The 13633-nt window shown below is 41.0% G+C and carries 11 protein-coding genes and 3 tRNA genes; 11 read left to right on the top strand and 3 right to left on the bottom strand.

The window, feature by feature from the left end:
• Nucleotides 1-3: 3 nt before the first annotated feature.
• The 7 genes from tolB (at nt 4) to PUND_RS11460 (ending at nt 4544) form a co-directional block, all read left to right on the top strand.
• Nucleotides 4-1362: a Tol-Pal system beta propeller repeat protein TolB gene (tolB, locus tag PUND_RS11490; protein WP_010392790.1), complete on the top strand. Its 1359-nt coding sequence runs from the start codon at nt 4-6 to the stop codon at nt 1360-1362.
• Nucleotides 1363-1397: 35 nt separating this feature from the next.
• A complete protein-coding gene (gene pal, locus PUND_RS11485; protein ID WP_010392787.1) occupies nt 1398-1937 on the top strand; it encodes a peptidoglycan-associated lipoprotein Pal in 540 nt (179 codons plus the stop codon).
• Between the two features lie 13 nt (nt 1938-1950).
• Entirely contained in the window at nt 1951-2703 is a 753-nt protein-coding gene (gene ybgF / locus PUND_RS11480) for a tol-pal system protein YbgF (RefSeq protein ID WP_010392784.1), read from the top strand.
• A gap of 171 nt (nt 2704-2874) precedes the next feature.
• Nucleotides 2875-2950 (top strand) — tRNA-Lys (locus PUND_RS11475).
• A 70-nt stretch (nt 2951-3020) separates the two neighbouring features.
• Nucleotides 3021-3096: transfer RNA gene (locus PUND_RS11470), tRNA-Lys, on the top strand.
• Nucleotides 3097-3244: 148 nt separating this feature from the next.
• A complete protein-coding gene (nadA, locus tag PUND_RS11465; protein WP_008466811.1) occupies nt 3245-4285 on the top strand; it encodes a quinolinate synthase NadA in 1041 nt (346 codons plus the stop codon).
• A gap of 169 nt (nt 4286-4454) precedes the next feature.
• Nucleotides 4455-4544 (top strand) — tRNA-Ser (locus PUND_RS11460).
• A 52-nt stretch (nt 4545-4596) separates the two neighbouring features.
• Here the strand turns inward: PUND_RS11460 and PUND_RS11455 are convergent.
• From PUND_RS11455 to PUND_RS11445, 3 genes are all read right to left on the bottom strand, one after another.
• Entirely contained in the window at nt 4597-6246 is a 1650-nt protein-coding gene (locus PUND_RS11455; RefSeq protein ID WP_010389568.1) for a sensor domain-containing diguanylate cyclase, read from the bottom strand.
• 281 nt (nt 6247-6527) lie between these two features.
• Complete coding sequence (locus PUND_RS11450; protein ID WP_010389569.1) at nt 6528-6917, bottom strand: DUF2750 domain-containing protein; 390 nt, start codon at nt 6915-6917, stop codon at nt 6528-6530.
• A gap of 67 nt (nt 6918-6984) precedes the next feature.
• Nucleotides 6985-7563, bottom strand: coding sequence for a TetR/AcrR family transcriptional regulator (locus PUND_RS11445; protein WP_008109773.1), 579 nt, complete (start codon nt 7561-7563; stop codon nt 6985-6987).
• Nucleotides 7564-7719: 156 nt separating this feature from the next.
• Between PUND_RS11445 and PUND_RS11440 the strand changes: the two genes are divergently transcribed.
• The 4 genes from PUND_RS11440 (at nt 7720) to PUND_RS11425 (ending at nt 13479) form a co-directional block, all read left to right on the top strand.
• On the top strand, nt 7720-8763 hold the full coding sequence (locus tag PUND_RS11440; RefSeq protein ID WP_010389572.1) for an alkene reductase: 1044 nt from the start codon (nt 7720-7722) through the stop codon (nt 8761-8763).
• Nucleotides 8764-8958: 195 nt separating this feature from the next.
• A complete protein-coding gene (locus tag PUND_RS11435) occupies nt 8959-11232 on the top strand; it encodes a TonB-dependent receptor domain-containing protein (protein WP_010389574.1) in 2274 nt (757 codons plus the stop codon).
• 58 nt (nt 11233-11290) lie between these two features.
• The gene (locus PUND_RS11430) at nt 11291-12421 is read left to right on the top strand and encodes an alkaline phosphatase family protein (protein ID WP_174375341.1); all 1131 of its coding nucleotides are present in this window, start codon (nt 11291-11293) and stop codon (nt 12419-12421) included.
• Nucleotides 12418-13479, top strand: a complete 1062-nt coding sequence (locus tag PUND_RS11425) for an alkaline phosphatase D family protein (RefSeq protein WP_010389576.1) — start codon at nt 12418-12420, stop codon at nt 13477-13479. The genes PUND_RS11430 and PUND_RS11425 overlap by 4 nt, the downstream gene beginning before the upstream one ends.
• The last annotated feature ends 154 nt before the right edge of the window (nt 13480-13633 follow it).

The following is a 13633-nucleotide window of genomic DNA, read 5'->3' as shown; positions in this document are numbered from 1 at the left end:
GACATGTTTAACAAAATTAAAATAGCCTGTTTAGTTTTAATATTAGGGTTTCAGGGTGTTGCACATGCGGCACTTGAAATTGTTATTACTGAAGGTATTGACGGCGCAAGACCGATTGCGATTGTGCCATTTAAATACCAAGGTATTGGTCCTATTCCACAGCAGCTAAGTGATGTAATTGCTGCCGATTTAATGCGCAGCGGTAAGTTTAAGCCTGTGAGTGTGTCGCAAATGCCGCAACAACCTCATAAAGATGCTGATATTGATTATGGTGCCTGGGTTAATAAAGGTGTCGAGGCTGTATTGGTTGGTGAAGTAGAGCAGCAAACCAATGGACGCTATTTAGTGCGTTATGAGTTGGTTGATGTTATTCGCGGCCAAATCACTGGCGGTGAAACACAAATGATGAGCAACGGTAAGCTGGTTCAAAGCCAAGACCATATTTTAGAAGCGCGTCAAAGCGTGATTGGTGAAACCGGTTTTCGTCGCTACTCGCATCGTATTAGTGATGTGATTTATGAAAAACTAACTGGTGAAAAAGGCGCGTTTTTAACAAAAATAGCCTATGTTATTGTACGTGATACTGATGAAAAGCCGTATCAGTTAGTGGTTGCCGACTACGATGGCTTCAATGAACAAGTACTATTACGCTCAAAAGAGCCGTTAATGTCGCCAGTATGGTCGCCCGATGGGACTAAATTAGCGTATGTAACGTTCGAAAATCGCCAGAGCCAAATTTTTATTCAAGACATTTATACCGGTAAACGTGAATTGATCACCAGCTATAAAGGAATTAACGGTGCGCCGCAGTTCTCGCCAGACGGTAAAAAGCTACTGTTAGTGCTGTCAAAAGATAAAACTGGTGCAACTGAGGTTTACTTATTAGACTTACTAACACGTAAAGAGACACGATTAACACGCCATCGTAGTATAGATACCGAACCTTCGTGGTACCCAAATGGTCAAGATATAGTATTTACGTCGGAAAGGGGTGGTAATGCTCAGATTTATAAGTTAAATTTAAAAACTGGCAGATCTCAAAGATTAACCTTTGATGGTGACATGAACCTAGCGGGTTCTATTTCGCCAGACGGAAAAGAATTAGTGATGGTAAACCGTACTAACGGACAGTATCATCTTGCTAAGAAAGAGTTGGCTACAGGTGCGTTCCAAGTTTTAACTCGAACTCGCCTTGATGAATCGCCGAGCATAGCGCCAAATGGCTCGATGATTATATACAGCACGCTCCATAATAATAAACAGGTACTTGCGCTAGTATCGATGGACGGCCGTTTTAAAGCACGCTTACCTGTGCTTGATGGACAAGTGAAGGCACCGGCTTGGTCGCCATATTTACAGTAATAATTGCTGGTTTACTCAAAATAGGAATCTACTCAATGCAACTTAACAAAATACTTAAAGGCCTGCTAATTGCTGTGCCAGTAATGACGCTAGCAGCTTGTAGCTCATCTTCAGATATCGATGAAAATGCAGCTAACCAGTCTAACCAAGCAACTGTTGAGCAAACAACAACTGATACAGTTGAAGTAGCAACAATGACGCCAGAGCAAAAAGCAGAAGAGCAACTTCGTCAAAAGTACGAAGCGCTTCGTCAAGAGCAAATCATTTACTTTGGCTTTGACACTGCAACGATTCAAGGTCAATACGGCGAGCTACTTCGTGCACACGCTGAGTTTTTAGTTAAAAACCCTTCTGTTAAAGTATTAATCGAAGGCCACGCAGATGAGCGCGGTACACCAGAGTACAACATTGCACTTGGTGAGCACCGTGGACAAGCAGTTGAAAAATACCTACAAAGCTTAGGTGTTTCTGCAAGCCAAATGTCAGTAGTTAGCTACGGTGAAGAGAAACCAATGGTTAAATCTCGCACTGAAGAAGCTTTCGCTAAAAACCGCCGTGCGGTACTAGTTTACTAAGATAAGAGATATTATGAAGCCGAAAATTATTTTGGCAGCCATGATATTGAGCGGGAGCACCCAGTTAATGGCTGCTCCCGCTCCTGTTTCAGAAGCTGCAAGTTCACAGTCGAGCATTGAAAAGCGTTTAGCAACCCTTGAAAGCATGATGCAACAGCGTAATTTCTTACAAGTAGAGTTACAGCAACAGCTTAACTTACTGCAAGATGAAGTGAGTCAAATTCGCGGTGTTACCGAAGAGCAAAGCTATAAACTTGAAAAGGTATTGCAGCGCCAGCGCGAGCTTTATCAAGAAATAGAAAACCGTGTTAGCCAAGCATATGCTAAACCAGCTACTCCAGCGCCTACAACAGACTACACGCAACCAGGTAGCGATCAGAGCTACAGCAGTGATTTATCTGAAAACGAAGCGTACGAGCGTGCTGTTGCGCTTATAATGAAAGATAAGCGCTATGATCAAGCCATTCCAGAGTTTCAAGCGTTCTTAACAACGTATCCAAATTCAGTGTACACCTCAAACGCACATTATTGGCTTGGGCAATTATTAACGATTAAAAATGACGGTGTAAAAGCAGCCGAGCATTTCAAAGTAGTTGTTAACGAATTTCCAAATTCAAATAAGCGCCCAGATGCAATGTTAAAGCTTGGTACACTTTTACAAGAGCAAGGGTTAAAGGCTGAAGCGCAAAAAATACTGAATGAGCTAATCAATCAGTACCCAAGTACAACTGCTGCTAAACTAGCCACAGATCGCTTATCAAAATAAATGTTGATGCTTGATTAGACTGCTTTTTGTCATAAGCGGTCTAAATTTGCTCAACTAGACATAAAAACTTAAAAAAAGAGACAATTTCGGTTGCACTCATTTTATAAATAAGTATTATAAGCGCCCGCAGCAAACGAATGGTAACCCCACTCGAAATGCGACAAAAAGAGCGGGTCATTAGCTCAGTTGGTAGAGCAGTGGACTTTTAATCCATTGGTCGATGGTTCAAGTCCATCATGACCCACCATTCTTTATTGTTAATAAAGTTTGGTCTTTAATCGGCGGATTTACGTAAAGTGTTAACAAGCACAGTGAGCGGGTCATTAGCTCAGTTGGTAGAGCAGTGGACTTTTAATCCATTGGTCGATGGTTCAAGTCCATCATGACCCACCACTTCTGGTACACTTTCTCCGTATAATATATTTCTTAGTATCTCCCTTATTTTTATTTATAAACTGCCTGACTAGATTGCTATTATTTAGCGTTCGTTTCTCGTATAATTTGCGCTATTAATTGCACTGTAAATAAAGTGGTCGAGAACATGAGTTTAGCTCAAACTATTATGCCTGAAGGTTATATTTTCCCTCCTAAGCCGGCACCGTTAACACAAGACGAAAAAGGCGAATATAAAGCGCGTATAAAACAATTACTGCAAGAGAAAAACGCGGTACTTGTTGCTCATTATTACACTGATCCTGAAATTCAAGCACTTGCTGAAGAAACGGGCGGCTGTGTAGCCGATTCACTCGAAATGGCGCGTTTTGGCGCTCGCCATGAAGCCGATATGATCATCGTCGCGGGTGTACGTTTTATGGGTGAGACTGCTAAAATTTTAACCCCTAACAAAACCGTGGTTATGCCAACACTTGAAGCGACTTGTTCATTAGATATTGGTTGCCCAGTGGATGAGTTTTCAGCGTTTTGTGATCAACACCCAGACCGTAAAGTGGTAGTGTATGCTAACACTTCTACCGCGGTTAAAGCGCGTGCTGATTGGATAGTTACCTCATCGTGTGCACTTGAAATAGTAGAGCACTTAGATGAGCAAGGCGAAAAAATCATTTGGGGCCCAGATAAGCATTTAGGCAGTTATATTCAAAAGAATACTGGCGCCGATATGATCATGTGGAACGGCGCATGTATTGTACATGATGAGTTCAAAACCAAAGCGCTAAAAGACTTTAAAGTCTTGCATCCAGATGCAGGCGTATTGGTGCATCCCGAATCACCGGCTGAAATTGTTGAACTCGCTGATGCTGTTGGCTCTACTAGCCAGCTTATTAAAGCAGCGCAAACTATGCCTAATAAAAAGTTTATTGTGGCGACCGATCGCGGTATCTTTTATAAAATGCAGCAACTATGCCCAGATAAAGAGTTTTTTGAAGCGCCAACGGCTGGTAGCGGCGCTACATGTAAAACTTGCGCTCACTGCCCTTGGATGGCAATGAACGGCTTACAAGCGATTGAGGAAGCACTGATTGATGCCAGCGGTAAAGAAGTGTTTGTTGATATGGATTTGCGTGAAGGCGCACTTAAATCATTAAATCGCATGCTAGACTTTACAGCCAATATGGCAAAATAATAAATAGCAATATAATGCATTAGATAAAGGCGATACTCAGGTATCGCCTTTTTATTTGCTTATGAGTAGTTAGTTTGATTATTGAGCAGTTAAAAGCATGATGTTAAAAAGGCCTTGCACCAAGCAAGTGTATTTCATACTATAGCGCGCTGTTGCAAAGCAACATTGTGGAGAGATGGCTGAGTGGCTGAAGGCGCACGCCTGGAAAGTGTGTTTAGGTTAATCCCTAACGAGGGTTCGAATCCCTCTCTCTCCACCATTATTCTATATTAGGACGTCTCAGGACGTCCTTTTTTGTGCCTGTAATAAAGTTAAGCGTGTTGGCTTTGTACTTGGCGTTTGTTTTTACGCTGATGTTTTAATGTATACATTCGTTGGTCGGCTAAAGTTAAGCAGGCTTTGTAGTCATTACATTCCTCACTACTTGCTAAGCCATAGCTCACGCCTGATAACGGCCAATGTTTTTGAACTTGTTGATGAATATAGTTTAATGACTCGTTTATGCTCAGGATGAGTTGGGCGAGCTGTTGTGCTGATTTGACGTTACACACACAAATAAACTCATCACCGCCGGTTCTGCATACCTCGCCTTTGTCGGCTAACGCATTTTGTATTAACCGCGTAACCTCAATGAGTAGCTTGTCACCGTGAGCATGACCTAGGTGATCGTTAACGCTTTTAATATTGTCGCAATCTATAAACACAATGAGATAAAAATTATCTAAGTTATCAAGTGTTTCTTGTAATTGCAGCCGGTTTCCTACTTTGGTGAGTGGGTCTATGCGTGATAGCTCTAGCGCTTTTATAAAATTATTTTGCTTTATTTTTAGCCATTCAGATAAAGAAAGTAAAATACAGATACAATCAATGGCCAGAGCAATAAGTACCCATAATTCAGGTGAACTTATTTCTATTAAATTTAGGTGCGATAAAATAAAAATAACTAAGGACAAGCTATAAACAAGGTTGCCAGTTAAAAAATATTTCGCTCTAAAGTCTTTCATCCCCAGCATTGTAAAGCCCAGTTTTAAGCTTAAATACACCCAAATGGCAGCAAGGAAATGAGCTAAATAAAACACCCAATGAAAGGGTAAAAAGAGGTTTAAAAAACCACAGGCAAGTGCGGTTATGGAGAAGTATTTTAAAAATCGGCTAATACCAGTGCGGGTATGTTGGTCAAAGTTAAATAAGTAATATGCAAATGAGCTGGCACAAGCAATAGCGAAGGCAAAAATATACATGCCAAAGTAATGGGTGTTAATTGCGTGGTAATTAAAAAGTAACGCAACTATCCCCGCCGCGAATGCCCAGCCAATGCCGTGTAACCCTATGTAACCTGCACAAAATAACGCCACGCGATGTTGTGTTTTAAAGAACATTATTAAGGCCATGCAGGCCAAGGTCAGCATTATCGTAATAGACACTAAGCTTAATGAATTGATATAAAACTGAAGTTTAACAAACTCAGATTGAGGAATAACGTTAATACTAACAGGTTTGGCAAAGTGCTTAGCATTAATATAAAGCCATAAAACACCGTGTGAATTAGCTTCTAGCTGTAACTCAAAAGCTTGGCTGTGCATTACAATGGCTGATGGGCTGGCACTATCTTGTGAAAAATCAGCGACTTTTCTGATCCCACTAGTATCTTGATAAAAAGCAACGCCACTATCTAAATAATTAATTTGGGGGATTATATACCAGCGTCCTGCACTCGTTGTGGTTAAACTAATTTTTGCTATTGCACTGCCATGGGCACTATACAGTGAAGTGACGGGAGTACTTATATTGTTATAAGCATTAACGAGTTGTTCACCTTGGGTTGGTTTAGCTAAATCTACTTGATGCCACATAGCAGACTTTAGTTGTAAGCTGTCATTTTGATTTAATGCTACAGCAAAAGCATTAAAACTAATGGTTTGAAATAGTAAACAACATATAAAATTGAAAGTGTACCGCATGTAATACCTAAGTTAGTGACCGGTAAAAATTGTACTGCATTTTTAACAGAATAATTATAGTTATGACCGCTTTAGCGTATTTTTGCTTTGTAGTTACTAACTTTAATCACTAAACGGTGAGCTGTTATTATAAAAATATAGTTAATGATTAATTAAAGGGTTAATAATTTATTTAGTTTGGCTATTGTATGACTGCTTCTAGTGATGGTTTGTGCGTGAACGGTTGCTAATAACAAGAAGGTAATTTAAAAGCCATTTGTCAAAATGGCTTTATGGGCAGTTTAATATTTTTTGGGTTTAGCATTGAGCTGCGCTTGAAATTCATCAGGAAATAAAATTGTGCCGTCGTCTTCTTCGGTAGGGAACACGGCAACTAGTAAGTCGTCTTCTTCAAGGCCTGGCGTCCAGCGGCTAAACCAATCTGCTGTTGGAATTGCTTTAGGTGTACATCCTTCCCATTCACCGGTTGCCCATGCTTGTGCAAAATCACGGGTTGGCCATACGGGTACGCAATCGTCGTCTTCGTTAGTGAGCATTACGCAGCCGTCGTCATCGTTTAAAATCCACACTTGCTTAAACTGTTGCACAGTTTCGTACATGTATGCGAGTCGTTTTTTTGCGCCAAGGCCTAAAATTACGTCGTCTTGCTTTGATAAATTGTCAGTGGTCATTTTTGGCTCTCTCTCACTGTGGGGGGGAATACAAAAGGCAGCGACATACTGCGCTTTAAAATTAAGTTTAGCTAATGGCTGCAAGCAGCTCGTCGGCTAGTTGGTTTAGTGCGTCAGGGTCTTGATTTGTTAATGCATAAGTGCGCAATCCATAAATACCCATAACACAAAATCGTGCTAGCTCTATGGCACTTCGTCCATTGGTAATTTCTTTGTTATCTATCGCTTTTTGTAATTGCTGCGCAAAGGCATGCTCGTACGCCGTTAAATTAGTACGTAATACGTGGCAAATTTGTGGATCGTTACCCTCTACCTCGCTAATGCTTTTTGTAAGCAAGCACACTTTAGTTGCTTCGCCGTCAATACATTCTTGCACAATGATATTAAGGTATTGTTTCAGCGTATCTAAAATACAATTACTGTGCTCAAACAGCGCTGTAAATTGTGTATTGCGATCGGTTTGGTATTGCTCCGTAGCGGCTAAAAAAATGCCTTTTTTATTACCAAATGCCCCATACAAAGAACCCGGATGTAAATGGGTGGCTTGAGTCAGTTTTTGCATACTGGTTTTTGCATAGCCATGAAGCATAAACATGGCCATAGCTTGGCGCAGTACAAACTCTTTATCAAATTCTGCAGTTCTCATAATGACTCTTTTAGTGGAGAGAGTAGTAATGAATAAATTTATTTTTCTTAGGCCTAGGTGGAGTTTACGCAATCTTAAACAAAGTTTCAAAATTATACTTGAATATTCATTCAAGTGACCTTATCTTGAATGTACATTCAACAAAGGATAAATATTATGTCGATTGACTTACTTTCACCTTTTAAATTAAATAACAGCATTGAACTGCAAAACCGCGTACTTATGGCACCATTGACCCGCTGTATGGCAGATGACAATTTAGTGCCAACACAAGCCATGGTTGATTACTACGCTCGCCGTGCTGATGTAGGCTTAATTATTAGTGAAGCCATTATTATCCGTGCTGATGCTCAAGGTTATCCAAATACACCTGGGCTTTTCACTAGTGAACAAATTCAAGGTTGGAAAAAAGTCACTGACGCAGTACATGCTAATGGCGGAAAAATGTTTGCACAACTATGGCATGTTGGCCGTGTAGCACACCCTCACTTTTTTGGTGGTGATGTTTTGGCGCCATCGGCAATAGGGGTTGATGGTTCAGTACCGCGTATGCGCGAGCTCACTTATGTTACGCCAAAGCCTGTAACTACAGACGACATTAAAGGCTTAGTGGCTGACTACGCTAAGGCCGCAGAAAATGCGATGGAAGCGGGTTTTGACGGCGTAGAAATTCACGGTGCTAATGGTTATTTAATTGACCAATTTTTACATTATGCGGCAAATGAACGTGATGACGAGTACGGGCAAACACCAGAAAACATGTCTCGTTTTGCATTGGAAGTAACCGATGCAGTTATTGATGTTGTAGGCAATGAGCGTACCGCTATGCGTTTAACGCCAGGTGCTTATTTTAATATGAGCGAAGACAATCGCGATAAAGCAGTATTTGACTACTTATTACCAGAACTTGAAAACCGCAAGTTAGCTTATTTACACGGCGGTATTTTTGACGACAGCATGCGTTTTGATTCACTAGAAGGTAAATCAACCTCTGAATTTTTACGAGCTGGTTATGCAAGTACCTTAGTGGGTGTAGGTAGTTATAGTTTTGAAACTGCGAAAGAAGCGATTAACGACAATAAATTTGATTTAATTGCTATTGGTCGCCCGCTTATAGCTAACCCAGATTACATTAGCAAAATTAAAAACGGCGAAGAAGTCATACCTTACAGTGATGAAATGCTAGCTGAATTGAAATAGCAGCTAATTTAGTAAAAACCATAGAACACTCATGGACAACTGTGAGTGTCTTTTTTTATACATTTATTTGCCATAATATACTCATAATTGTTTAATCTTGCTGTCAATAAAGTTCCCCCTCGTTGTCATATTTAAAAAATAGACTGTGCCCGCTTTCATAATTACCTTTTATAATTAGAATCAAACGGGACAACAATGTACGCTTTAAAAAATAAATCGATTTTGAGCATGGCTGTGGCCATGGCGGTATCAACTTCAGCTTATGCTAACGATAACGTGATAGAAGAAGTAACCGTTACTGCAAAACCAACCAGTTATGCAAACAACGTTATTGAACCTACCATGCTTGAGCAACAAAGCTCGGTATCGAGTGTGTTATCAGTAATAGATAACTTACCTGGCATTAGCATAAACGAAGGCGACGCATTTGGTGGCGACGATTGGTCAACCACTATTACCATGCGTGGTTTTAGTATTGACTCAAACCAGCAGCAATTAGGTATGACGGTAGACGGTATTCCTAATGGCGGTTCAAATTATGGCGGTGGTGCTAAAGCGAATCGTTACCTAGATAGCGAAAATCTTGTCACCGTGGAAGTAGGTCAGGGCACTTCAGATATTAAATCAGCCTCGTTAGAGGCGCTAGGTGGTACTTTTAACTTTGTAAGTAAAGCGCCTAGCTTTGAAAAAAGCACCACTTTTGCATATACCTCAGGCAGCCATGACGCAAGTCGCTATTACGTTAAACACGAAACTGGCACCATTTTTGATAATACTCAAGCGTATGTGAGTTATTCGCAAACCGATACTAGCCGCTGGATTGGCTCGGGCAGCAATGGTGGGAAAGATAACCAACATGCTGAAGCGAAATTTGTCACCACCCTTGATGAGTTAACTATAACAGGGCGTTTATCTTACGATGATGTAAGCGAGACGAATTATAATAGCGTGAGCTTAGCACAATTTGAACAAACTCCAGATTGGGATCAACTAACATGGAACTGGACAGGCGTTCCGCACTTTGACCAAATGTTTGCAGAAGGTTGGGGCACGCTGCGTGAAAACACTCTAGGGTATTTAAAGTTTGAATACGCGATTTCACCCACCTCATTGTTAACCATTAGCCCTTATTATCATAAAAACTCAGGCCGAGGTGATTGGATCCCTCCTTATTTAACGTCCCCTGTAGATGAAAATGGTAACCCAACCACAGAAGGTGGCACAAACGCAGGCTCTTATGGCTTTACAGATAGTAATGGTAACCCACTTGCTCCCAATGCAGGTTGTACGGCTAGCTTAAACTGGCCGTGGGAGTCAGGCCCTGAGCTTAATCCTGCATGTTACGATGCTGATGCAACGCCAGTTATGTCTTATCGTCATACACATTATAATAAAGACCGTTTAGGGGTAACTGCTAATTATCAAGCAAGCATTGGCATGCACGATATTGAAGCCGGTTTTTGGTATGAGCAAAGCGACCGTGATGAGTCACGAGATTGGCATAAAGTTATAGATGCGCGTATTTATCATCATTTTGATAACACCCCTTATTGGACGCAATATAAAAACACCTTTGAGACCGATACGCTCAAATGGTACGCCCAAGACTCAATGGCATTTGGCGACTTAACCCTTAATCTAGGGGTGAAAAAGTACTTAGTAGACATAGAAAAGTATGACCATTATCAAAACGCCACCACAGCTAAAGTAAACAGTGATTCAGACCTTCTATTTAGTGGCGGTATTTTATATCAGTTAAACAGTAACACTGAGTTATTTACCAGCTACAGCGAAAACTTTGCCGCCATTAAAGATGGTGTGCTTGAGCGCGATAGCTCTGACTTGTCAGCTATTGAGCCAGAAACCGCAGAAAATATTGATTTAGGGGTGCGTTATGACAATAACGCACTTAAATTAACGGCAACGGCTTACTCAATTGAATTTGATAACCGTATTACCTTTATAGCGCCAGGTAGCGACACGGGTGGTATTGATTACACCATAGGTACTAACGGCTCGTACCTAAATGTGGGCGGTATTGAATCGAAAGGTTTAGAGCTATCAGCAAGTTATATGTTGAGCCCACAGTGGAATGTATATAGCTCATACACCAATAATAACTCTGAATATAAAGGCGATGCGCCAGGCTTTGAAGCAGGAAGCAAAGTAATTGATTCAGTAGATGATTTATTTGTGCTTTCAACCGATTATTACAGCGGTGATTTCCGCTTTGGTTTATCGGCTAAATACACTGGCGAGCGTGGCGATGTAGATAGCTATACCGTGGTTGATTTAAATGCAGGCTACGCAGCTGAAGTTAATGCTGGCCCCTTCAAAGCAATTGATATTGCTTTTGTGGTTTACAACATTACTGATGAAAGCTACCTAGCGGGCGGTACAGGTAATGGAAGCACTTACTTTATTGGCGCCCCAAGCACAGCAGCCGTGACGTTAACGGCCACGTTTTAAAACGTAATAAACGTAATTAAGCCCATCATTGATGGGCTTTTTATTAAACGAGGTGTGTATGCAAACAATAGTAACAATACTAATAATCGGTTTGGTTTTACTTAACAGTCAGGCGGTTTTGGCAGCACCACAAAATGTGGTGTTGGTAACTTTAGATGGGGTTCGCTGGCAAGAAGTATTTAATGGTGCCGATAGCAAGCTGATTAATAATAAAGAATTTGTTAAGCAACCGGCACATTTAAAGAGCCAATTTTGGCATGAAAGTCCGCAACAGCGTCAACAGTTGTTAATGCCATTTTTAACTCAAACCATTGCAAAACAAGGCGTTATTATTGGCGATAGGGCTAAAGGCTCAACTATGTCGGTGAGTAATCCGTGGTATTTTTCATATCCAGGGTATAACGAAATTCTTACTGGTGAAGTGGATGAAAGTATCAACAGTAACGACAAGGTATTCAACCCAAATAAAACTATTTTAGAGCGTTTAAATGCCCAGCCTGAATTTAAAAACAGCACCGCGTTATTTGGTAGTTGGGATGTGTTTCCTTTCATTGTAAATACCCAGCGCAGTAAGGTGCAGGTGAATGCGGGGTTTATGCCCGTTGCTGATGATTTATTTGCCGACGCAGCGCTACTTAATGCGCTACAAACAGAGATACCTAGCCCTTGGCACAATGTGCGGCTTGATAGTTTTACCTATCGATTTGCTAAAGCGTATATGCTGGCTAAAAAGCCTAAATTACTGGTTATTAGTTTAGGAGAAACTGACGACTTTGCTCACGATGGGCATTACGACGCCTATTTAAAATCGGCTAAGCAAAGCGATGCATTTATAAAAGATTTGTGGCAAACCATTCAAAGTACAGCAGGTTATAAAAATAATACGACGCTGATCGTTACTACTGATCATGGCCGTGGAAGTCATGCCAGTGATTGGCAGCATCACAGCTCTCGTCGAGCATTGCTAGAGCTTAACCTAGGCGCAGATGTGTTTCCTAACGGCATAGTTGGCTCTGAGCATATTTGGCTGGCAGCTATTGGCCCTGCAATTAAAAATAACGGCTTAATTAAAACTAAAAACGAGCTTAAACAAGCGCAAGTTGCCGCCACCGTTTTAAAAGCACTTGGGCAAAATCCACACATAATTAACCCTAATATGGCACCGGCTATTAACGAGATTTTAAAATGAAACAGTTACTAAAAACCCTTAAGCATTTTGCACTGTCACTGACTATTGTGATTAGCATTGGAGCAATGGCTGCGCCGTCTAAAATATTATTTGGCTCTTGCGGACATCAAGATAAAGACATTCCTATATTTAACGCCATTAACAAAGAGCAGAGTGATTTATTTATATTTTTAGGGGATAACATCTACGGCGATACTAACGACATGACTGTGCTTAAAAATAAATACCAACGCCTTGGAGCAAAGCCAGGCTTTAAAGCACTACGCGCACAAACACCAATAATAGCTATGTGGGATGATCACGATTATGGTCAAAATGACGCGGGGAAAGAGTATCCGCATAAAGAAGCATCGCGGCAAATCATGCTCGATTTTTGGCAAGAACCGGCAAACTCAAAACGCCGTACCCGTGCTGACGGCATTTATACCTCGTACATGTATGGCGAAGGCGAGCAAACCGTGCAGGTGATCATGCCAGATTTACGCTTTAATCGTGACACACTTAATTCTGTTAGCGAGATTGAGTATTACACCAAGCGTAAAGCAAATAACCAAGGCCCGTACAGTCCAACTGAAGTTAAAGGCGCATCAATGCTAGGGGAAGCACAGTGGCAATGGCTTGAAGCCGAGCTTAAAAAGCCAGCGGCAATAAAGCTAATAGCGTCAAGCTTGCAGTTACTGCCAGATTTTACCGGCTGGGAGTCGTGGGCAAATTTTCCTGAGGATCGAAACCGTTTATTTGCGCTAATTAAAAAACACCAAGTAAATGGTGTGATTATTATTAGTGGCGATACTCACTGGGGCGAGATTTCAAGGTATCAACATAACCTTGATTACCCGCTTATTGAAATGACCAGCTCAGGTCTGACAGAAAAGTGGAAAGACGTTAGCCCTAACCAGCATCGTGTCGGTGATTACACACATAATGTTAACTATGGTGATTTAAGCATAGACTGGCAACAAGTCGACCCTGCTATTTCATTAAAACTTAAAGGCATTGATGGCCAAGTTATCATGCAAAGTGATTTTAGTCTTTCAAGTATTAGTCCTTATAAATAGCATCACCATTTAAATAATAAACGCACTGCGGTTAAAGCTGTGCGTTTAAAATTTCATCTATCGGCGGGCTAACTTGCTGATTTATTGATGCCAATTCCCTCTTAGCGCTACCGCTTAAATTGAAAATATCTTACACTGGTTTTATCTCAAGTAA

The sequence above is a fragment of the Pseudoalteromonas undina genome (assembly GCF_000238275.3).
GTDB classification, from domain to species: Bacteria; Pseudomonadota; Gammaproteobacteria; order Enterobacterales; family Alteromonadaceae; genus Pseudoalteromonas; species Pseudoalteromonas undina.
This window is presented reverse-complemented; position numbering and strand designations above follow the sequence as displayed.